The organism is Massilia sp. MP_M2 (assembly GCF_039123635.1).
GTDB lineage: Bacteria > Pseudomonadota > Gammaproteobacteria > Burkholderiales > Burkholderiaceae_D > Telluria.
Genome location: NZ_JBCHJF010000001.1, coordinates 780932 through 802593, shown reverse-complemented (window position 1 = coordinate 802593; position 21662 = coordinate 780932). Strand labels below are relative to the sequence as shown.

The following is a 21662-nucleotide window of genomic DNA, read 5'->3' as shown; positions in this document are numbered from 1 at the left end:
TGGCATGCAGGGCGCGTCGGTGCGCCGAGCATAGCAGTTCACTTCGTGCTCAAGCGCGCGCCAGGCCGTGTTCGACAGCGGCGCGCAGTTCGCCAAACGGCACCGGCTTTGGGAAGACCGGGATATTGGCAGGCAAGCCCATGGCCTTGATGGTTGCACGGTCCAGGCCGCTGACCACGATCATGCTCATGCCGGCGCTGCCGCTGTCTTCGCGCAGCGTGCGGATCATGCGAAATCCGTCCATGCCCGGCATGTTCAGGTCGCTCACGAGCAGGTCGGGACGCTCTTCGCCGATACGGATCAACGCCTCGAAGCCGTTGTTGGCCTTGACCACGTCCAGGTCCATGCCCCAGCCAGCCATCTCGAGCTCGTAAAGGCGCAGCATGAGGGGATCATCGTCCACCACGAGCACGCGCCGCTTCGACGACGCCGGAGCGACCGGCGCGGCCGGGGGCGGTGCGTGGGCGGCAATGGCAATGCGGCGCCCTTCGACCAGGCGGTTGACCGATTCCAGCGTGATGCGGCGATGGCCGCCAGCCGTGCGCCATGCCTGCAGCGTGCCACTCTCCACCCACAGTTGCACCGTGCGATGCGACACGCCAAGGACGGCTGCCGCCTCCTTGGTCGAGCAATAGTCGGCGGGGTTGTAGGGTGCGGCCGGCTGCAGGTCGAGTGAATTTTTCATATTTGCCGATGTTACGTTTTAAGTTTCCCAAAGTCAAAATAGTTAACCCGAAAAATGAAGGGATTATTAAACCAAAAGTCGTTATCGGGTAGGGCAAAGCAGAGCATAGCGCATTGGCAAGTTCTCGATGAACTTGAAAATACTGGATGCCCGTACAGTTATTCCAGTCGCATGCTGGTTGTTACTTAATGTCAACAATATTCTTTGCCTTGCGCTTGCACAAACGTCGCCAGGTGGTTTCGAACTGAGGCGTGACCTTCACTGTAACGGCTAAGTCCCTAATTTAAAGGAATATTTTGAATTGTCGAGTACCTCTGATAAGCACCTAAGTCATTGGTTTCATTGGCAAAATTAGAAAAGCACGGTTGGGAATTCGCTTGACCGTCAACATTGCTTCCACTAAAGTGGGAAACAGTGTGAAAAAGTGTCGATTTGTGGGAAGAAATCCAGATCCCGGCGCCAGACAACAACGACCAACCGAATCTTCCAAGCTAGGCAATCACGTGTTCCAGGGCGCGTCAGCGATCAATCTCGATGCAAAAGGCCGGATGTCCATCCCGGCCAAGCATCGTGACGCCCTGACGCTTCAGTGCGACGGTCGCGTCACACTGACCAAGCATCCGCAGGGCTGCCTGTTGTTCTTTCCGCGCCCGGTGTGGGAAGAGCATCGCAAGCAGATCGCCGCCTGGCCGATGTCGGCCCGTTCATGGCAGCGTATTTTCCTTGGCAATGCCGTCGATGTCGAGCTTGACAGCGCCGGACGGATTCTGATTTCCCCCGAGCTGCGTGCTGCCGTCGGGCTCGAGAAAGAAGTGATGATGCTCGGTATGGGCAGCCACTTCGAAATCTGGAACGCCGCCAAACTGGCCGAGGACGAGGCCGCAGCCGTGGCGGGCGGCATGCCGGATGTACTTTCCAATTTTTCTTTCTGAGGCGCCGATGACGGATTCTTTGACGGTGCCTGATTATCAGCATCGCACGGTGCTACTTGACGAAGCAGTCGATGCGCTCGAGTTGGTGGGCGCACGTGCTTCTGGTACGTATGTAGATGGAACCTTCGGCAGGGGCGGTCATAGCCGCCTGCTGCTGTCGCGCCTGGCGCCGGAAGGGCGCCTGATTGCGTTCGACAAGGACCCGCAAGCCATTGCAACTGCGGAGCAGATCAACGATCCGCGCTTTTGCATTGTTCACGACAGCTTTGCCACGATGGCCGACGCGCTTGCCGCGCGCGGCATTCATCAGGTCGACGGCATCCTGCTCGACCTGGGTATCTCGTCGCCCCAGGTCGACGATGCCAGCCGCGGCTTCAGTTTCCGCCAGGACGGCCCCCTCGACATGCGCATGGACACCACGCGCGGCATGTCGGCGGCCGAATGGGTCGCGACGGCAGAGCAAAACCATTTGGAAAAGGTAATACGCAATTATGGAGAAGAGCGGTTTGCTTTTCAGATTGCAAAGGCGATTGTTGCTCGCCGCGCAGTCGAACCAATTTCAAGCACACGACAGCTTGCCGCAATCGTGGCAAACACGGTCAAAAGCAGGGAAAAAGGCAAAGATCCGGCAACCAGGACCTTTCAGGCTATCCGGATTTTCATCAATCAAGAGCTTGAAGACCTCGAAGCGGGGTTGACGGCGGCCTACAGCATGCTTGCGCCCGGCGCGCGCATGTCGGTGATCAGTTTTCACTCGCTGGAAGACCGCATGGTCAAGCAGTTCCTTGCATCGAAGGCCAACGTCGAGCAGCCAGACCGGCGCCTGCCGATCCGCGCGGTCGACCTGCCGCAGCCGCTGATGAAGCTGATCACGAAGATCAAGCCATCGGACGCCGAAGTATCGGACAACCCGCGCTCGCGCTCGGCGGTGCTGCGTGTGGCCGAACGCCTGGGAACGCCCACATGAGCGTGAAGGTGAACGTGTTTCTTACGACGCTGCTGGTCGGCTGCGCGCTGTCGGTCGTCAACGCCCGCTATCAGGCACGCCACCTGTTGATCGAACTCGAACGCCTGCAGCAGCACGCGCACCAGCTCGACGTCGACTGGGACCAGCTCCAGCTTGACCAGTCGCGCCTGGCCAAGAACGATCGCATCGAGCAGATCGCCCGTGCCGAGTTGAACATGGCGCCGCTGACGCCGGCCCGTACCCAATACCTGACCGAAGGCGCCCCATGACGCGCGGCGCTTCCAAATCCGGCGCACGCGTTGCTGCCTCGAAGGGGGTTGCGTTCACCAAGAGTCCGGTGCTCGCGGTGCGCCTGCCCGACTGGCGCTCGCGCCTGGTGCTGTTCGTGCTGTTCGCGTCGTTTGCCGCGCTGGGCGCGCGCGCCGTCTGGCTGCAGGGCGTGTCGAACCAGTTCCTGCAAAGCCAGGGCAAGAGCCGCTACGAGCGCACGCTCGAACTGCCGGCCACGCGTGGCCGCATCCTCGATCGCAACGGCGCCGTGCTGGCCACGTCGCTGCCGGTGCGCGCCGTGTGGGCGATCCCGGAAGACGTGCTGGCCTCGCCGCCAGAGAAAATTACGGCACTTGCACGGTTGTTGGAAATGCCCGAAGCCGACATCCGCAAGAAGCTCGACTCGGACCGCACCTTCGTCTACCTGAAACGTCAGGTCGAAATGCCCGTGATCGCCGAAATCGAAAAGCTCAAGATCAATGGCCTCGACACGCGCAAGGAATACAAGCGCTTCTACCCGCAGGGCGAAGTCGTCACCCACCTGGTTGGTTTTACCAACGTGGAAGACAAGGGCCAGGAAGGCATGGAGCTGCAACACCAGAAAACGCTGATGGGCGTGCCCGGCAGCCGCCGCGTGATCAAGGACCGCCTGGGGCACATCGCCGAGGATCTCGGCATGTTCCGCGAGCCGCACCAGGGGCGCGACCTGACGCTGTCGGTCGACAGCAAGCTGCAATACATTGCGTTTACCAGCATCAAGAACGCCGTCGAAAAGTTCAATGCGAAGGCCGGCGCCGCCGTGGTGCTCGACGTGCATACGGGCGAGGTGCTGGCGCTGGCGAACTACCCGACCTACAACCCGAACGACCGCTCCAAGCTGACCGGCGAGCAGCTGCGCAACCGCGTCATCACCGATACGTTCGAGCCGGGTTCGACGATCAAGCCGATCACCATCGCCCTGGGCCTGGATACGGGCCGCATCACGCCCGACACCGTGTTCGACAACAACCCGGGCTGGATGACCATCACCGGCAAACGCATTCGCGATACCCACAACTACGGCGTGCAGACGGTCAGCGGCATCATCCAGAAGTCGTCGAATATCGGGGCCGTCAAGGTGTCCCAGAAAATCCCGGCGCAGGAAATGTGGGAGATGTACACCAAGGTCGGCTACGGCCAGGCGCCGCGCTTCGGCTTCCCGGGCGCGACCGCCGGCCGCGTGCGGCCGTGGAAATCATGGCGCCCGATCGAGTACGCGAACATGGCTTTCGGCCACGGCCTGTCGGTCTCGCTGCTGCAGATGGCGCGCTCGTACATGATCTTCGCGCGCAACGGCGACATCATTCCGCTGTCGTTCGTGAAGGTCAACGAAGAACCGGTCGGCCAGCAGGTGATTTCGCCGAAGACCGCAGCGCAGGTGCGCACGATGCTCGAATCGGTGGTCGGCCCGCAGGGCACGGCGTCAAAAGCGCAGGTGGCCGGCTACCGCATTGGCGGCAAGACCGGTACGGCTGAGAAGATCGTCAACGGCCGCTACTCGCGCACCAACAATATCGGTTACTTCGCCGGCATCGGGCCGATGTCCAAGCCGCGCTTCATCATTGCCGTGATGGTCGACGATCCGAGCGGCGCCCTGCGCACCGGCGGCAGCGTGGCCGCACCAACGGCCGCCGACCTGTTTGCCAGCGCCCTGCGCGCGGCCAACGTGCCGCCCGATTCCTCCATCACGGACATCATCATTCCGGAAGTCCCCCTAGAGGAGAGCATGTGATGCGCCCCAGCCTGAACGACATTCGCTCCTGGATTGCCGCCGCCGCACCGGGCGGGGGCCTCGTTTCCGACTCGCGCCGCGTGCAGCCGGGCGACGTGTTCTTTGCCTACCCGGGCGACGCGCAGGACGGCCGCCGCTTCATTGGCGCCGCTGTCGCCGCGGGCGCGGCCGCGATCGTGTATGACGACCAGGACTTCGCCTGGCCTGAAACAATCGCGACGCCGCACCTGGCCGTGGCAGGCCTGAAGCAACAGGCCGGCCCGATCGCGCATGCGGTGCTTGGCCATCCTGACCGCGCCATGTTCACCGTCGCCGTCACCGGCACCAACGGCAAGACCTCGTGCGCGTTGTGGACCGCGCAGGCGCTGGCGCGCCTGGGCGAGACCGCCGGCGTGATCGGCACATTGGGCGTGGGCGTCATTGCTCCCAAGGCAAAAACCGAAGCACAGTTCGACGTCACCGGCTACACGACGCCGGACGCCGTGCTGCTGGCGCAAACGCTGGCGAACCTGAACGGCAAGGGCGTCACGGCGCTGGCGATCGAAGCCTCGTCGATCGGCCTGGTGCAAGAGCGCACCGCCGGCATGCATGTCGACGTGGCGATCTTCACGAACCTGACGCGCGACCACCTCGACTTCCATGGCGACATGGCCAGCTACGAGGCGGCCAAGGTCAAGCTGTTCGAGTGGGCGGGCCTGAAGCATGCGATCGTGAACCTCGACGACGCGGCCGGTCAGCGCCTGGTGGCACATCTGCGCGCGAACTTCCCGGCGCTGGCCGTGACGGGCTATACGCTCGACGCGGCTGCAACTGCGGCGGCAGCGCCGCTTGGTGTGGCCGTACTGCGCGCGAGCGGCATGCGCAGCAAGAACGCCGGCACCGAATGCCAGGTCGAGACGCCGGCGGGCAGCGCCACCATCCGCAGCCGCCTGGTGGGCAACTACAACGTGAGCAATATGCTGGCGGTGCTGGGCGCCTTGCTGGCGCGCGGCGTGCCGCTCAAAAGCGCGGTCGAGGCAATCGAAGCGCTGGTGCCGGCGCCGGGGCGCATGCAGCAGATGGGCGGGCAGGATGCACCGATGGTCGTGATCGACTACGCGCACACGCCGGACGCGCTGGAAAAAACCCTGGACGCGCTGCGTCAGGTAGCGAATGACCGCGGCGGCCAGTTGTGGTGCGTGTTCGGCTGCGGCGGCGACCGCGATCCGGGCAAGCGCCCGCAAATGGGCCGCATCGCGCAGGCAGCCGACCACGTGCTCGTCACGAGCGACAACCCGCGCAGCGAAGAACCCGGCGCCATCATCGCCCAGATCGTAACGGGGATGGATGCCAACGCCCCGGCATCGCGCCTGCAGACCGTGGAAGACCGCGCGTCGGCCATTCTGCTGGCCGTGAAACAAGCGGCCAAGCAGGACGTGATCCTGCTGGCCGGCAAGGGCCATGAGCCCTACCAGGAAATCAAGGGACGCAAGATGCCGTTTTCGGATACGGACCACGCTTCGCTCGCATTGACGGCGCGGCTTACCATGTTGAGGGCGCATTGATGCAAGGTACCTTGGCAAAACTCGTGGCGGCCATTCCCGGCGCACGCCTCGTCGGCGCGGATGTCGCTTTTGGCGGCGTGTCGACCGACAGCCGCAAGGTCGACGCCGGCGCGCTGTTCGTCGCGCTGCGCGGCGAGTCGTTCGACGCCCATGACTTCCTCGACCAGGTCGCGGCGCGCGACGTCGCAGCCGTGGTGGTGTCGTCGCTCCCCGAAGGCTGGACGCTGCCGGCGATTGTCGTGCCTGACACGCTGGTTGCGCTGGGCCGCATCGCGCATGCCTGGCGCACGGGGTTCGAGCTGCCCGTCATCGGCGTCACCGGCAGCAACGGCAAGACGACGGTCAAGGAAATGATCGCAGCGATCCTGGCGGCGGCAGTGGGCGAGAATGCGCGCCTGGCCACGCAGGGCAATCTGAATAACGAAATCGGCGTGCCACTCACGCTGTTCCGCCTGACGGCATCCCATCGCGCGGCGGTCGTGGAGCTGGGCATGAACCATCCGGGCGAGATCGCCCGCCTGGCGGCCATCGCCGCGCCGACGGTCGCGCTGGTCAACAATGCGCAGCGCGAGCACCAGGAATTCATGCATACCGTGGAAGCGGTGGCGCGCGAGAATGGCGCGGTGCTGCAAGCCTTGGGCCCGCACGGCGTGGCCGTGTTCCCGGGCGACGATGTTTACACCGACCTGTGGCGCGGCATGGCCGCCTGCGACGTCATCACTTTTGGCCTGAATAGCACCTGCGACGTGCGCGCCGATTACGCGAGTAACGGTTTTGGCAGTGACTTGCAGGTGAGCGCACGCGGCGCGCAGTTTGCCATCAAGCTTGCCGCCGCCGGCGAACACAATGTCCGCAACGCGCTGGCCGCGATTGCCTGCGCCGTCGGCGCCGGTGTCAAACCGGACGCGATCGTGCGCGGTCTTGAGGCCTTCGCGCCGGTTGGCGGACGCCTGCAGCGCAAGCAGTCTGCCAGCGGCGCGACCGTCATCGACGACACCTACAACGCCAATCCTGATTCGATGCGCGCCGCCATCGACGTGCTGGCCGCGTACCCGGCGCCGCGCATCCTGGTGGTGGGCGACATGGGCGAAGTCGGCGCGCAGGGCAAAGAATTTCACGAAGAAATCGGGGCTTACGCACACACGCGTGGCATCGACACCGTGCTCGCGACGGGCGAGCTGGCGCGCCACCTGGCCGCGTCGGGAGCACAGCATTACGAGCAGTTCGACGAGTTATTGGCAGCACTGGATAAAAAACTGGGCAGCAATACGGACGCGACTGTGCTGGTGAAGGGCTCGCGTTTCATGAAGATGGAACGCGTGGTCCAGCACCTGACCGGATCAACCCCCCTTGGCAAGGACGCCCACTAATATGCTTCTCTGGCTCGCACAATACTTCCAGGACTATCTCGGTCCGCTGCGCGTGTTTAACTACCTCACGTTCCGCGCGGTATTCGCCACCATCACGGCCATCACCATCGGCCTGGTGGCCGGCCCGATCGTCATCCGCAAACTGACCGAACTGAAAGTCGGCCAGGCCGTGCGCACCTACGGCCCGCAAAGCCACCTGACCAAGCACGGCACCCCGACGATGGGCGGCGTGCTGGTGCTGATCTCGATCGGCATCTCGACGCTGCTGTGGTGCGACCTGTCGAACCGCCTGATCTGGCCGGTGCTGGTCGTGACGATGGGCTTTGGCGCCGTCGGCTGGGTCGACGATTACCGCAAGGTGGTCTACAAGGACCCGGAAGGCATGCGCTCGCGCGAAAAATACTTCTGGATGTCGCTCATAGGTATCGCATCTGCTCTTTATTTGGCGTTCTCGGTCTCGGCCGCCAACCCGTGGGAAGTCGCGCAACTGTTCTACGCCTGGGTGCAGTCGGGCTTTTCGATGAGCCTGCCGCCCAAGGCCGACCTGATCGTGCCGTTCTTCAAGACCATCAGCTATCCGCTGGGCGTCTGGGGCTTTATCGCGCTGACCTATTGCGTGATCGTGGGCGCGTCCAACGCCGTGAACTTCACCGACGGCCTCGATGGCCTGGCGATCATGCCGACCGTGATGGTCGGCGCAGCCCTGGGCCTGTTCGCCTACCTCACCGGCAGCGTGACGTTCTCGAAATACCTGTTGATCCCGTACATCCCGGGCGCGGGCGAACTGTTGATCTTCTGCGGCGCGATGGCCGGCGCCGGCCTGGCCTTCCTGTGGTTCAACGCGCACCCGGCCCAGATGTTCATGGGCGACGTCGGCGCGCTGGCCCTGGGCGGCGCGCTCGGTACCATCGCCGTCATCGTGCGCCAGGAAATCGTCCTGTTCATCATGGGCGGCGTGTTCGTGGCCGAAACGCTGTCGGTGATCATCCAGGTGACCTGGTTCAAGTACACGAAGAAGCGCTATGGCACCGGCCGCCGCGTATTTTTGATGGCGCCGCTGCACCACCACTTTGAACAAAAGGGCTGGAACGAAACCAAGGTCGTGGTCCGCTTCTGGATCGTGACCATCGTGCTGATTCTGGTTGGTCTGTCCACATTGAAACTGCGCTGATGAATTACGACGGCAAACTCGCACTGGTACTGGGCCTGGGTGAATCCGGGCTCGCGATGGCGCACTGGCTCGCGCGGGGCGGCGCACGCGTGCGCGTGGCCGATACGCGCGCTGACCCGCAACGCCTGCCGGCGCTGCGCGCGGCCGCCCCGGATGCGCAATTCGTCGCCGGCGAATTTGCCGCCGACCTGCTCGATGGCGTCGACTTCGTCGCCGTCAGCCCGGGCCTGGCACCTGGCCGCGAGCTGGCCGCCATCATGCCTGCCGCTGCTGCGCGCACTATCCCTGTCTGGGGCGAGATCGAACTGTTTGCCCAGGCGCTGGCGCAGCTGCGCGACAGCAGCGGCTATGCGCCGAAAGTCATCGCGATCACGGGCACCAATGGCAAGACGACGGTAACGAGCCTGACCGGCCTGTTGTGCCGCCGCGCGGGCCTGTCCACGCGGGTGGCCGGCAATATCAGCCCGGCCGCGCTGGACGTGCTGCGCGAGTCGATCGATGCCGGCGAATTGCCGCAAGCCTGGGTGCTCGAATTGTCCAGCTTCCAGTTGCACACGACCTTCAGCCTGCATGCCGACGCCGCCACGGTGCTGAACCTGACCCAGGATCACCTCGACTGGCACGGCACGATGGATGCCTATGCGGCCGACAAGGCGCGCATCTTCGGGCCGGACACCGTGCGGGTCCTCAATCGCGACGATGCGCGCGTGATGCGCATGGCGGTCGATGCACCGCTGTTCACCTTCGGCCTTGATGAACCGGTCGACGCCGACAGCTTCGGCCTGATCGACGAGCGCGGCGTGCTGTGGCTGGCCAATGCCGTGGCGGGCGAGGCAAGCGACAAGAAACTCAAGCGCGGCGAAATCCGCGAGAAGGTCGATGCCCTCGTGGGCCGCCTGATGCCGGCAGACGCCCTCAAGATTCGCGGCCTGCACAATGCCGCCAACGCGCTGGCTGCGCTGGCCCTGTGCCGCGCCTGCGGCCTGCCGCTCGCGCCGCTGCTGCATGGCTTGCGCGAGTATGCGGGCGAACCGCACCGCGTCGAACTCGTGGCCACGATCGACGGCGTCGACTATTACGATGACAGCAAGGGCACCAATGTCGGCGCCACTGTCGCTGCGCTGCAGGGTCTGGGCAAGGCCTTTGCCGGCGCCGACCAGCAGATCCTGTTGATCGCCGGTGGCGACGGCAAGGGGCAGGACTTTTCGCCGCTGGCCGAGCCGGTGGCAGCGTATGCCCGCGCCGTGCTGCTGATCGGCCGCGATGCCCCAAGCGTGCGCGCCGCGATCGATGCGACCGGCGTGCCGGCCTTTGATCTCGACGACCTGCCGCAGGCAGTGCGCCGTGCGGCCGGTCTGGCGCGTGCCGGTGACGCCGTGCTCCTGTCCCCTGCGTGCGCCAGCCTGGACATGTTCATCAATTACGCACACCGCGCGCAGGTGTTCGTCGAGACCGTGCGCGACATCGCGCTCGACAAAGGGCAGGAGATCTGATGGCCTTCCAACTGCCCTTCAAGTTTTCTGGCAACGCCGCTGACGCCACCGTCGACGGGCGCAACCGGCCGTCGAAAATGATGGACTACGACCAGCCGCTGGTCTGGGTCACGCTGCTCCTGATGCTGTTCGGGATGGTGATGGTGTACTCGGCGTCCATTGCGCTGCCCGATTCGCCGAAATTCCGCTACCTGCAGGACCGCAACGAATACTTCCTGTACCGCCAGGCGGTGTATATCCTCGTCTCGATGGTGGCCGCTGCTGTTGTGTTTCGCGTGCCGATCGCGATCTGGCAGCGCTACGCGCCGATGATCTTCATCGGCACGCTGGTGCTGCTGGTGCTGGTGTTGATTCCCGGCCTGGGCGTGTCGGTCAACGGCGCGCGCCGCTGGCTGTCGCTCAAGGTGTTCATGGTGCAGCCATCCGAGATCATGAAGATCGCCGTGGTGCTGTACGCGGCCGACTTCACGGTGAGAAAGCAAGAATACATGCACAAGCTGACCAAGGGCTTCGTGCCGATGGTCGTGGCGATTGGCCTGGTGGGCGGCCTGCTGCTGATGGAGCCGGATCTGGGCGCCTTCGGCGTGATCGTCTGCATCGCCATGGGCATCCTGTTCCTGGGCGGGATCAACATCATCTGGTTCGGCGGCATCGGCGCGCTGCTGGTCGTGATCTTCAGCGCGATCATCGCGCTCTCGCCATTCCGGCGGGCGCGCATGTTCGCCTACCTGAACCCGTGGGAAGAGGGCAATGCACTGGACAAGGCATACCAGCTGACGCACTCGCTGATTGCATTCGGGCGCGGCGAATTCTTCGGCGTGGGCCTGGGCGGCTCGGTCGAAAAGCTGTTCTACCTGCCCGAAGCGCACACCGACTTCATCATGGCCGTCATCGGCGAAGAACTGGGCCTGGTCGGCGTGCTGATCGTGGTGGCGATGTTCTACTGGCTGGTCAAGCGCGCCTTTGACATCGGCCGCCAGGCGATCGCGCTCGAACAGGTGTTCGCCGGCCTGGCCGCCAAAGGCATCGGCATCTGGATCGGCGTGCAGACGTTCATCAATATGGGCGTGAACCTGGGCCTGTTGCCCACCAAGGGCCTGACCTTGCCGTTGATGAGCTTTGGCGGTTCGGGCGTGCTGTTCAACTGTGTCGGCCTGGCGATCCTGCTGCGCATCGATTACGAGAATCGCGTGCGCATGCGCGGAGGCCGCACATGACCAAAAAACTGATGATCATGGCCGCCGGCACCGGTGGCCACATCTTCCCCGGCATCGCGATCGCGCAGACGATGCGCGCGCGTGGCTGGGAAGTGAGCTGGCTGGGCACGGCCCACGGCATGGAAACCGATCTGGTGCCGAAGGCCGGCATCGCCATGGACACGATCGACTTCGCCGGCCTGCGCGGCAAGGGCCTGGCGCATACGATCAAGGGCGCGGTCAAGATGGCGGCCGCGTTTGCGACCTGCAGGCGGCATCTGGCCGCGCGCCGGCCCGACGTCGTGCTGGGCATGGGCGGCTACGTGACGGTGCCGGGCGGGGTGATGGCGCGCGCGGCCGGCATCCCCCTGGCCCTGATCAATGCCGACGCGGCGCTGCTGCTGTCGAACAAGACGCTCACGCCACTGGCGCAGCGCGTGCTGTTCGGCTTCCCGGCCGATTTCGGCAAGGCCGCCGGCAAGGCCGTCGTCACCGGCAATCCGGTGCGCCAGCAGATCCTCGATCTGCCAACGCCCGCTGAACGGTTTGCCGGTCGCACGGGCGTGCTGCGCGTGCTGGTCGTCGGTGGCAGCCTGGGCGCGAAGGTGCTCAACGATGGCGTGCCGGCGGCGCTGAGCCTGATCGACCCGGCTGCGAGGCCGATCGTCACGCACCAGTCGGGCAAGAAGAACATCGATGCACTGCGCGCGGCGTATGCGCAGGCGGGCGTAGAGGCCAATGTGGTCGACTTCATCGACGACATGGCGGCGGCGTATGCCGAGGCCGACCTGGTGATCTGCCGCGCGGGCGCGATCACGGTGTCCGAACTGACGGCGGCCGGCGTGGCCAGCGTGCTGGTGCCGTTCGTGGCCAGCACCACCAGCCACCAGCGCGACAACGCGATCTGGATGGCGGGGCAGGGCGCGGCCATCCACTTGCCGCAGGGCGAACTGAATCCAGAGCGTATGAAAGCGCTCATGCAAACGACGCGCGAAGCATGCCTGGGCATGGCGCAGGCAGCCGCCCGCGTGGGCCAGCGTGACGCCAACGAGGCGATCGCGCGCGAACTCGAACAACTGGCAGCAAGGGTAAAAGCAGCATGAAACACAAGATCAAGAACATCCACTTCGTGGGCATCGGCGGCAGCGGCATGAGCGGCATCGCCGAAGTGCTGCTCAATCTCGGCTACAAGGTGTCGGGCTCGGACCTGGGCAGCAATGCCGCCAGCCAGCGCCTGGCCGAGCTGGGCGCGACCGTGCACCTGGGCCACCACGAAGACCACGTGACGGGCGCCGACGTGGTCGTGACCTCGACCGCCGTGAACGAAGCGAATCCGGAAGTGGTTGCCGCGCGCGCCCACAAGGTGCCGGTCGTGCCGCGCGCGATCATGCTGGGCGAATTGATGCGTTTGAAGCGCGGCATCGCGATCGCGGGCACGCATGGCAAGACCACGACGACGAGCCTGGTCGCATCGGTGCTGGCGCAGGGCGGGCTCGATCCGACCTTCGTCATCGGTGGCCGCCTGACCGCCGCCGGCGCCAATGCGGCGCTGGGCAGCGGCGACTACATCGTGGCCGAAGCCGATGAATCGGACGCATCGTTCCTGAACCTGTCGCCGATGATCGAGGTGATCACGAACATCGACGCCGATCACATGGAAACCTACGAGCACGACTTCGAAAAACTCAAGAGCGCGTTTGTCAATTTCACGCACCGCCTGCCGTTCTACGGCCGCGTGATGCTGTGCATCGACGACAAGCACGTGCGCGAGATCCTGCCGCAGGTGACCAAGCCGGTGACCACCTACGGTTTTTCGGAAGAAGCCGAAGTGCGCGCTTTTGACGCCTACGCTGACGGCACGCACATGCACTTTTCCGTGCGCCAGGAAGGCTATGCGGACACCAAGTTCGTGCTGAACCAGCCCGGCATGCACAATGTGCTCAATGCCTGCTCGGCGATCGCCATCGCGCGCGAAATCGGTATCGACGATGCGGCCACCGCGCAGGGCCTGCTGGAATTCCGTGGCGTGGGCCGCCGCTTCACGCGCTATGGCGACGTGGCACTGGCCGCCGGCGGCAGCTTCACGCTGGTCGACGATTTCGGCCACCATCCGGTGGAAACCGAAGTCACGCTGGCCGCCGCGCGCGCCGCCTACCCGGGCCGGCGCCTCGTGCTGGCGTTCCAGCCGCACCGCTACAGCCGCACGCGCGACCTGTTCGAAGACTTCGTCAAGGTGCTGGCCACGCCGGACGTGCTGCTGCTGGCCGACGTGTATCCGGCCGGTGAAGCGCCGATCGTGGCCGCCGACGGGCGCGCACTGGCGCGCGCACTGCGCACGTCCAGCAAGATCGAACCGATCTTCGTCGAGTCGATCGCCGACATGCGCGCCGCCATCCTGAACGTGGCGCGCGACGGCGACGTCGTGCTGACCATGGGCGCCGGCTCGATCAGCGGCATTCCACAACAACTGACCACAGCGAAAGGCTGACCATGACGACGACCATTCAACTTCTCGATGCCACCGTGTTCGGCAAGGTCGGCGTGCTGTTCGGCGGCCGCTCGGCCGAACGCGAAATCTCGCTCATTTCCGGCAACGGCGTGCTGCAGGCGTTGAAAAGCCGCGGCATCGACGCGCACCCGTTCGATCCTGGCACGCACAGCCTGGCCGATCTGGCCGCGCAGGGTTTTGATCGCGTGTTCATCGCGCTGCACGGCCGCTACGGCGAAGACGGCAGCCTGCAGGGCGCCCTCGAGCAGCTGGGTATTCCGTACACCGGCAGCGGCGTGATGGCCTCGAGCGTCGGCATGGACAAGATCACCACCAAGAAGCTGTGGCTGATGGAGGGTGTACCGACGCCGAAGTACGCGACGGTCGACGCCGACACCGATCTGGATGCGCTGGTCGCCGAACTGGGCCTGCCGCTGATCGTCAAGCCGCCGCTCGAAGGCTCGAGCATCGGCATCACCAAGGTCACCGACCGCGACGGGCTGGCCGACGCGATCGCGCTCGTGGCCAGCATGGACGACGCGGTGCTGGCCGAGCAATTCGTCACCGGCCGCGAATTCACGGTCGCCGTGCTGGGCCACGGCGCCGCCGCCCGCGCGCTGCCGATCGTGGAAATCGTCGCGCCCGAAGGCAAGTACGACTACCAGAACAAGTACTTCACCGACGACACGCAATACCACTGCCCGGCGCCGCTGCCCGACGAACTGACGCAGGAAATCCAGCGTCACGCGGTGAACGCCTACCGCGCGCTCGGCTGCGAAGGCTGGGGCCGCGTGGATGTGCTGGTGCGCGAGAGCGATATGCGCCCGTTCCTGCTCGAGGTGAACACGTCCCCGGGCATGACGACGCACTCGCTGGTGCCGATGGCGGCGCGCGCGGTGGGCATCGGCTACGAAGACCTGTGCGTCGAGATCCTGCGTTCGGCGCGGCTCAAGATGGGCAACCGGGGTGCTAAACCCGAAGTGAAGGACTGAGCACAATGTGGCATGACGTCCGCTCCCTCAACGCAACCGCCAGCTTCCTGACGGCGCTGACGGTGCTCGCCGCGCTGGTGTCCGGCGTCTGGTGGCTGTCGCAGCGCCCCATGTTCGCATTGGGCTCGGTGACGGTGGAGAGCATGTACGGGATCGACCTGAAACACGTGAATGAACTGACCGTGCGCAACGGCGTGGTCGGCAAAATTCGCGGCAACTTCTTCACCGCCGACCTGGAGCAGGTGCGCGCGACGTTCGAGACCGTGCCCTGGGTGCGCCGCGCCACGGTGCGCCGCGAGTGGCCCAATGCGCTGGTGGTCGAGGTCGAGGAACACGAGGCGCTCGGCACCTGGGGTGACGAAGGCCGCCTGCTGTCGGTCAAGGGCGACGTGTTTACGGCCAATATCGCCGAAGCCGACGATGAACAGACGCTGCCGGAATTCGATGGACCGGTGGGCAGCGAGAAGGACGTGCTGGCGCGCTTCAATCAATTGCGCACGTCGTTTGCCAAGGTGGCGCTGGTGCCGCACGCGCTGTCGCTATCGAATCGCTATGCATGGACCGTGAAGCTGGATAATGGCATGAGCGTCGAACTCGGACGCGAACAGGATCGCAACACGTTGAACAAGCGCGTCGCGCGTCTGGTCGGCGTGTACCCGCAACTGGTGGCCCGGCTGCAGGAGGGCCGTATCGACACGATCGATATGCGCTATCCGAACGGACTGGCCTTGTCGTCGGCGGCGCTGACCGTGCCGTTGGATGCGACGAAGCCGGTCAAGGCAGCCAAGAAACCCAAAGCCGCACCGAATACAAAAACCAATACAACAACCAAGCAAATCTGAGCAGGCTACAGCAATGACAAAAGACGCGAAAAACCTGATCGTCGGCCTCGACATCGGCACCTCCAAGGTGGTGGCCGTGGTCGCCGAAGTGATGTCCGACGGACGCCACGAGGTGATCGGGCTGGGTCAGCACGAGTCCAGGGGATTGAAGAAGGGCGTGGTCGTCAACATCGAGGCCACCGTCGAATCGATCCAGCGCGCGCTGGAAGAGGCCGAGCTGATGGCGGATTGCAAGATCCGCAACGTCTACGCCGGCATCGCCGGCAGCCATATCCGCTCGTTCAATTCGAGCGGGATGGTGGCGATCAAGGACAAGGAAGTCACGGCGACCGACGTGGCGCGCGTGATCGAGACGGCCAAGGCGGTCAACATCCCGACCGACCAGCAATTACTGCACACGGTGCCGCAGGAATTCATCGTCGACAACCAGGAAGACGTGCGCGAGCCGATCGGCATGAGCGGCATCCGTCTCGAAGTGCGGGTGCACATTGTCACCGGTGCGGTCTCCGCGGTACAAAACATTGTAAAGTGCGTGCGCCGCTGCGGTCTCGAGGTCTCGGACCTGATCCTGCAACCGATGGCGTCCGCCGACGCGGTGCTGACGGTCGACGAAAAGGAACTGGGCGTGGTGCTGATCGACATTGGCGGTGGCACCACCGACATCGCGGTGTTCTCGGACGGCGCGATCCGCCACACGGCCGTGATCCCGATCGCGGGCGACCAGATCACCAGCGATATCGCCATGGCGCTGCGCACGCCGACCGGCGAAGCCGAAGATATCAAGATCCGCTACGGCGTGGCCAAGCAGGTATTGGCCGACCCGGGCGAGACACTCGAAGTGCCAGGTCTCGGTGACCGCGGCCCGCGCGCCTTGTCGCGCCAGGCGCTGGCGGCCGTGATCGAGCCCCGGGTGGAGGAGCTGTTCGCGATGGTGCACCAGGCGGTGCGCGAATCGGGCTACGAAGGCGTGCTGTCGTCCGGCATCGTCCTGACTGGCGGCAGCGCGATCATGCCCGGCATGATCGAAATGGCGGAAGACATCTTCCTCAAACCGGCACGCCTCGGCACGCCGGACTACCGCGGGCAGTTGGCCGATGTGGTGCGCAGCCCCCGCTACGCCACCGTGCTTGGCTTGCTGCTCGAAGCAAAGAAACAGTACCTGCGCGGCCATATCGTTACACGTCAGGATGGTTCGGTGAAGGCAGTCTGGCAGCGCATGAAGGAGTGGATCGCGGGGAACTTCTGACGCACATGCAATCGCACTAGCACTTGGTAACAAATTAGGTAGTGAAATTCCATCACCAATTACAGTTTTTTACATACAATCGCAGATACCGGTTTGAGGCGGCGGACCTTATACGCACAGGCCTCGTTCCCGGAACTGCACTTTGAAAATTAGGGAGCACATCATGGAGTTCGATATGGTCGATAACGCAGCACTGGGAACGGTGATCAAGGTCGTTGGCGTCGGTGGCGCCGGCGGCAACGCGGTTCAGCACATGATCAATAAAGGTGTATCCGGTGTCGAGTTCATCGCCGCGAACACCGACGCCCAGGCGCTGGCGGTATCGGGCGCGAACAACATCATCCAGATCGGCGACTCCGGCCTGGGCGCAGGGATGCGTCCTGAAGTCGGTCGCCAGCTCGCCGAACAATCGCGCTCGCGCATCGAAGACGCACTGCGCGGCGCGCACATGGTCTTCATCGCCGCCGGCATGGGCGGCGGCACCGGCACCGGCGCCGCACCGATCGTGGCCGAAGTGGCCAAGGCCATGGGCGCGCTGACCGTGGCGGTCGTCTCCAAGCCGTTCTCGTACGAAGGCCAGAAGTGCATGGACGTGGCCGAAGCGGGCCTCGAAGAACTGACCAAGCACGTCGACTCCCTGATCGTCATCCTGAACGAAAAACTCGAAGACATCTACGAAGACGAAAGCATGCTCGACTGGATGCAGCACGCCGACGATGTGCTCAACAACGCGGTTGCCGGTATCGCCGAGATCATCAACGTGCCAGGCCATATCAACGTCGACTTCAACGACGTCAAGACGATCATGGGCGAGCAGGGCAAGGCCATGATGGGCACCGCCACCGCCGCAGGCGTGGACCGCGCACGCATCGCAGCCGAACAGGCCGTCGCATCGCCGCTGCTCGACGGCATCGACCTGTCGGGCGCCAAGGGCGTGCTGGTCAACGTGACCGCAAGCCGTGGCCTGAAAGGTAAAGAGATCAAGGAAGTCATGGCCGCCGTGCGCGCCTTCGCCGCGCCGGACGCGTCGATCGCACAGGGTATCGCCTACGACGACAGCATGGGCGACGAGATCCGCGTGACCGTGGTCGCCACGGGCCTGGGCAAGAACAAGAAGTCGATCCAGCTGGTCCAGCCGCAGCAGGTCATGCGCACCGGTACCTACGACGCGCCAGTGATGCAGGGCGCCGCAGCGGTGGCCGGCGGCCTGACCGCCGGCAAAGTCAGCGCCGACGCGCTGGGCGGCATGAAGCAGCCGGCCGTGTGGCGCCGCGAGCAGGCCTCCGAGCAGGTGCAGGCGATGCAGCGCAATGGCGTCGAGACCTACGATATCCCGGCGTTCCTGCGCAAGCAGGCTGACTGAGTTGCACCCATGACGGCTGGCGCGAGCTGGCCGCCGTTGAAAGGGCCGGCGCGAGCTGGCCCTTTTTACATTCTCGCCCCGGATCGGCGATAATGGCAGGATTCACACAACCTCCACAGGAGCGAACATGAGCATCCAGATTGGCGAACGCCTGCCCGACGGCACGCTGGCCGAATTCATCGAGAACGAAACTGCAGGCTGCAGCCTGGGACCGAACACGTTCCAGGTCGCCGATCTGGTCAAGGGCAAGAAGATCGTGATCTTCGGCCTGCCGGGCGCGTTCACGCCGGGCTGCTCGGTGCAGCACGTGCCGGGTTACGTCAAGCACGCCGACGCGCTCAAGGCCAAGGGTATCGATGAGATCTGGTGCATCTCGGTCAACGACGCGTTCGTGATGGGCGCCTGGGGCCGCGACCAGAAAGCCACCGGCATCGTGCGCATGATGGCCGACGGTAACGCCACGTTCACCAAGGCGCTGGGCCTGGACAACGACTACTCGGCCCACGGCATGGGCGTGCGCTCGAAGCGCTACGCGATGCTGGTCGACGACGGCGTGGTCAAGACGCTGGACCTCGATGCCAAGGGCGTCGAAGCCTCGAGCGCCGAAGCGATGCTGGAAAAGCTGGGCTGATTTTTGTTGTAACGACCGGCGCGGCATCAAGCTGGCCGTAGCGTGGATGGCTGTGCCATCCACGCGTTCAGATCAAGCTGGTTTTGAGGCGCGTTCAACAAACTCTGACTGAACGACATCGGCGCCACGGCGCCGTTTTTTTTACCGCCAACCAGGAAACCTTACCGTGAAGCGCCCATCAGGAAACCTGTACAGCATCTACGCGATGCTGCTTGCCGTCTTCATGTTCGCCTTGATGGACACGACCATGAAGCTGCTGTCGGCGCGCTATCCGGCGCTGCAGGTCGCGGCGCTGCGCGCCATCTGTTCGCTGCCGCTGATTGCCCTGTACGTGGCCTGGCGCGGCGCGTTTGCCGGCATTTTGCAGGTGCGCTGGCCGATGCACCTGTTGCGCGGTGGACTGGGCATCCTGATGCTGGCGCTGTTTGCGTTCGGCCTGCAAAAGCTGTCCCTGGCCGAAGCCTATTCGATCTTCTTCATTGCGCCAGCCCTGATCACGGCCTTGTCGGTGCTGCTGCTGCGCGAACGCGTCGACCTGGCGCGCTGGCTCGCCATCGGCGTGGGGCTGGTCGGCGTATTGGTCGTGCTGCGTCCCAGCGGCGCGGGCTTCCTGACGGTGGGTGGCCTGGCGGTGCTGGGGTCGGCCGCCTGCTATGCCGTCTCGGCGATCACGGTGCGTGTGCTGTCAAGGACTGACCGCAGCGAGCACACGGTGTTCTGGCTGATCGTGCTGATCGCCATCGGCGCGGGCGCCCTGGCCGCGCCCGACTGGGTGCCGATGCCGGCCGCTGAAATCCCCCTGCTGTGCGGGCTGGCGGTATCGGGCTTCATCGGCCAGCTGGCGATCACCGAGGCGTTTTCGCACGGCGAAGCGTCGAGCGTGGCGCCGTTCGAATACTCGGCGCTGGCCTGGGGCGTGGGCCTCGACTGGCTGCTGTGGCGCGCGCTGCCCGACAGCTACACCTTGCTGGGTGCGGCAATCATCATCGGCAGCGGCCTGTATCTGATCCGCCACGAGAAAGAGCACGTGGAAGCCGAGCATCCTTGACAAGCAGGGGCGGCCGCAGCAGGGCCAGAGACGCTGGGCTATAATCGATCCATGCTGAAACAACGAACCATCAAGGAACTCGTCCGCGCCACCGGCGTCGGGCTGCACTCGGGCCGCAAGGTCGAACTCACGCTGCGCCCGGCCGGTCCGGATACGGGCATCGTGTTTCGCCGGGTCGACCTCGACCCGATCGTGTCGATTCCCAGCTCCGCGCACGTCGTGGGCGACACGCGCATGGCGTCGGTCCTGATCAAGGACGATGCGCGCGTCTCGACCGTCGAACACGTGATGTCGGCCTGCGCCGGCCTGGGCATCGACAACCTCGTCATCGACGTGACGGCCGAGGAAATCCCGATCATGGACGGTTCGGCATCGTCGTTCGTGTTCCTGCTGCAGCAGGCCGGCGTGCAAGAGCAGCCGTCGGCCCGCAAATTCATCCGCGTGCTGAAAGACGTCGAAGTGCGCCAGGGCAGCGGCGCGGCCGAAAAGTGGGCGCGCCTGTCGCCGCACAACGGCTACAAGCTCGACTTCTTCATCGAATTCAATCACCCGGCGGTCGATGGCACGATGCAGCGCGCAAGCGTGGACTTCGGCGACATCACCTATGTGCGCGACGTGGCGCGTGCGCGCACCTTCGGCTTCATGCAGGACGTCGAAAGCCTGCGCGGCATGGGCCTGGCGCGCGGCGGCTCGTTCGAGAACGCGATCGTGATGGACGAATACCGGATCCTCAATGCCGACGGCCTGCGCTACGAGGATGAATTCGTGCGCCACAAGATCCTCGACGCGATCGGCGACCTGTACCTGGTCGGCCATCCGCTGCTGGCCAGCTACACGGCCCATAAATCGGGCCATGCCCTCAACAACGACCTGCTGCGCGCCTTGCTGGCCCAGCCCGATTCGTACGAGATCGTCAGCTTCGATGCGCTCGATGCCGCGCCGCCGTCGTACGTCAAGCAGATGACGCGGGAGTGGGCGCAGAGCTGATCCTGGCTCTGCCTGCGCTTGTTTGCTCTTATTTTCTCTTTGCCGCCAGCGCCCTGAGCGCGGCCACCAGGTCGCGGTTGTGCTTGTCGTCCGGCAGCGATGCGGCCAGTTCCTCGAACGCGCGCACTGCCGTCGGTGGCAGTTCCAGCGTGCGCATCTCGGGTTTGTCGGGCAGCGCGCGCGTGACCTGCACCTTGATGCGGGTGGACTCCACCTGCCAGCCGCGCCCGATCAGCGTGCTCTGCAGCTTGGGCAGCATCTGCTTGAGCCGCGCCGCCAGCGCCGAGCTGGGTACGGCGAGAATCAACACCCCTTCCTGGAACGACAGCACATCGCAGTTGTGAAACACGGCCGGCAGCGCTGCAGCGCAATCGGCCTGCAGGCGCGCCATGCGCGTGATGGCCGGCATCAGGCTGGCCAGGCGGTCGTTCGAGCGCAGGAAGTCGGTGGCGGCGTGCGAGGTCTGCCGGTTCTTGGTGCCGAAGATATGGACCGGGCGCTTTGGGGGAGGTTGCTGCATGCTCGGAACATACCACAGCGCGCCGCAGATGGGGAAACCCCGGCACGGCGCCGGGCCCCGGACAATGCAGGGTGGGATTTTGCACGGCGCACGAGGCAGTCTGATAACGTTTCTGTCCTTGCGGGACTTGTTATCCTGCCCACGAT

20 protein-coding genes are annotated in these 21662 nt (G+C 64.6%); 18 read left to right on the top strand and 2 right to left on the bottom strand.

What is annotated here, in order from left to right; translation table 11 throughout:
• Positions 1-49 precede the first annotated feature (49 nt).
• Positions 50-685, bottom strand: coding sequence for a response regulator (locus tag RCH14_RS03575; protein WP_343024773.1), 636 nt, complete (start codon positions 683-685; stop codon positions 50-52).
• Between the two features lie 503 nt (positions 686-1188).
• Between RCH14_RS03575 and mraZ the strand changes: the two genes are divergently transcribed.
• The 18 genes from mraZ (at position 1189) to lpxC (ending at position 20996) form a co-directional block, all read left to right on the top strand.
• Positions 1189-1617: a division/cell wall cluster transcriptional repressor MraZ gene (gene mraZ / locus RCH14_RS03570; protein ID WP_343025042.1), complete on the top strand. Its 429-nt coding sequence runs from the start codon at positions 1189-1191 to the stop codon at positions 1615-1617.
• A 7-nt stretch (positions 1618-1624) separates the two neighbouring features.
• Positions 1625-2584 carry a 16S rRNA (cytosine(1402)-N(4))-methyltransferase RsmH gene (gene rsmH / locus RCH14_RS03565; RefSeq protein ID WP_343025041.1) on the top strand — a complete coding sequence of 320 codons (960 nt, stop codon included), beginning with the start codon at positions 1625-1627 and terminating at the stop codon, positions 2582-2584.
• Complete coding sequence (gene ftsL, locus RCH14_RS03560) at positions 2581-2853, top strand: cell division protein FtsL (RefSeq protein ID WP_343024772.1); 273 nt, start codon at positions 2581-2583, stop codon at positions 2851-2853. The genes rsmH and ftsL overlap by 4 nt, the downstream gene beginning before the upstream one ends.
• Positions 2850-4625 carry a penicillin-binding protein 2 gene (locus tag RCH14_RS03555; protein ID WP_343024771.1) on the top strand — a complete coding sequence of 592 codons (1776 nt, stop codon included), beginning with the start codon at positions 2850-2852 and terminating at the stop codon, positions 4623-4625. The genes ftsL and RCH14_RS03555 overlap by 4 nt, the downstream gene beginning before the upstream one ends.
• Entirely contained in the window at positions 4625-6169 is a 1545-nt protein-coding gene (locus RCH14_RS03550) for a UDP-N-acetylmuramoyl-L-alanyl-D-glutamate--2,6-diaminopimelate ligase (protein WP_343024770.1), read from the top strand. Before RCH14_RS03555 ends, RCH14_RS03550 begins: the two co-directional genes overlap by 1 nt.
• Entirely contained in the window at positions 6169-7539 is a 1371-nt protein-coding gene (murF, locus tag RCH14_RS03545; protein WP_343024769.1) for a UDP-N-acetylmuramoyl-tripeptide--D-alanyl-D-alanine ligase, read from the top strand. Before RCH14_RS03550 ends, murF begins: the two co-directional genes overlap by 1 nt.
• A 1-nt stretch (position 7540) precedes the next feature.
• Positions 7541-8710 carry a phospho-N-acetylmuramoyl-pentapeptide-transferase gene (gene mraY / locus RCH14_RS03540; protein WP_343024768.1) on the top strand — a complete coding sequence of 390 codons (1170 nt, stop codon included), beginning with the start codon at positions 7541-7543 and terminating at the stop codon, positions 8708-8710.
• Positions 8710-10203, top strand: a complete 1494-nt coding sequence (gene murD / locus RCH14_RS03535) for a UDP-N-acetylmuramoyl-L-alanine--D-glutamate ligase (RefSeq protein WP_343024767.1) — start codon at positions 8710-8712, stop codon at positions 10201-10203. The genes mraY and murD overlap by 1 nt, the downstream gene beginning before the upstream one ends.
• Positions 10203-11420, top strand: coding sequence for a putative lipid II flippase FtsW (ftsW, locus tag RCH14_RS03530; protein ID WP_343024766.1), 1218 nt, complete (start codon positions 10203-10205; stop codon positions 11418-11420). Before murD ends, ftsW begins: the two co-directional genes overlap by 1 nt.
• Positions 11417-12502 (top strand): undecaprenyldiphospho-muramoylpentapeptide beta-N-acetylglucosaminyltransferase, encoded by a 1086-nt coding sequence (gene murG, locus RCH14_RS03525; protein WP_343024765.1) that lies wholly within the window; start codon positions 11417-11419, stop codon positions 12500-12502. Before ftsW ends, murG begins: the two co-directional genes overlap by 4 nt.
• Positions 12499-13887: a UDP-N-acetylmuramate--L-alanine ligase gene (gene murC, locus RCH14_RS03520; RefSeq protein WP_343024764.1), complete on the top strand. Its 1389-nt coding sequence runs from the start codon at positions 12499-12501 to the stop codon at positions 13885-13887. Before murG ends, murC begins: the two co-directional genes overlap by 4 nt.
• A gap of 2 nt (positions 13888-13889) precedes the next feature.
• Positions 13890-14879, top strand: coding sequence for a D-alanine--D-alanine ligase (locus RCH14_RS03515; RefSeq protein ID WP_343024763.1), 990 nt, complete (start codon positions 13890-13892; stop codon positions 14877-14879).
• A gap of 5 nt (positions 14880-14884) precedes the next feature.
• Positions 14885-15721 carry a cell division protein FtsQ/DivIB gene (locus tag RCH14_RS03510; RefSeq protein ID WP_343024762.1) on the top strand — a complete coding sequence of 279 codons (837 nt, stop codon included), beginning with the start codon at positions 14885-14887 and terminating at the stop codon, positions 15719-15721.
• 13 nt (positions 15722-15734) lie between these two features.
• Positions 15735-16967 (top strand): cell division protein FtsA, encoded by a 1233-nt coding sequence (gene ftsA / locus RCH14_RS03505; RefSeq protein ID WP_343024761.1) that lies wholly within the window; start codon positions 15735-15737, stop codon positions 16965-16967.
• A gap of 163 nt (positions 16968-17130) precedes the next feature.
• Positions 17131-18330 carry a cell division protein FtsZ gene (ftsZ, locus tag RCH14_RS03500; RefSeq protein WP_343024760.1) on the top strand — a complete coding sequence of 400 codons (1200 nt, stop codon included), beginning with the start codon at positions 17131-17133 and terminating at the stop codon, positions 18328-18330.
• 127 nt (positions 18331-18457) lie between these two features.
• Complete coding sequence (locus RCH14_RS03495; RefSeq protein ID WP_183557230.1) at positions 18458-18961, top strand: peroxiredoxin; 504 nt, start codon at positions 18458-18460, stop codon at positions 18959-18961.
• 205 nt (positions 18962-19166) lie between these two features.
• On the top strand, positions 19167-20009 hold the full coding sequence (locus tag RCH14_RS03490; protein ID WP_343025040.1) for a DMT family transporter: 843 nt from the start codon (positions 19167-19169) through the stop codon (positions 20007-20009).
• A 51-nt stretch (positions 20010-20060) separates the two neighbouring features.
• A complete protein-coding gene (lpxC, locus tag RCH14_RS03485) occupies positions 20061-20996 on the top strand; it encodes a UDP-3-O-acyl-N-acetylglucosamine deacetylase (protein ID WP_343024759.1) in 936 nt (311 codons plus the stop codon).
• Between the two features lie 28 nt (positions 20997-21024).
• Here lpxC and RCH14_RS03480 read toward each other — a convergent pair whose 3' ends face one another.
• Positions 21025-21516, bottom strand: a complete 492-nt coding sequence (locus RCH14_RS03480) for a DciA family protein (protein WP_343024758.1) — start codon at positions 21514-21516, stop codon at positions 21025-21027.
• Positions 21517-21662 lie beyond the last annotated feature (146 nt).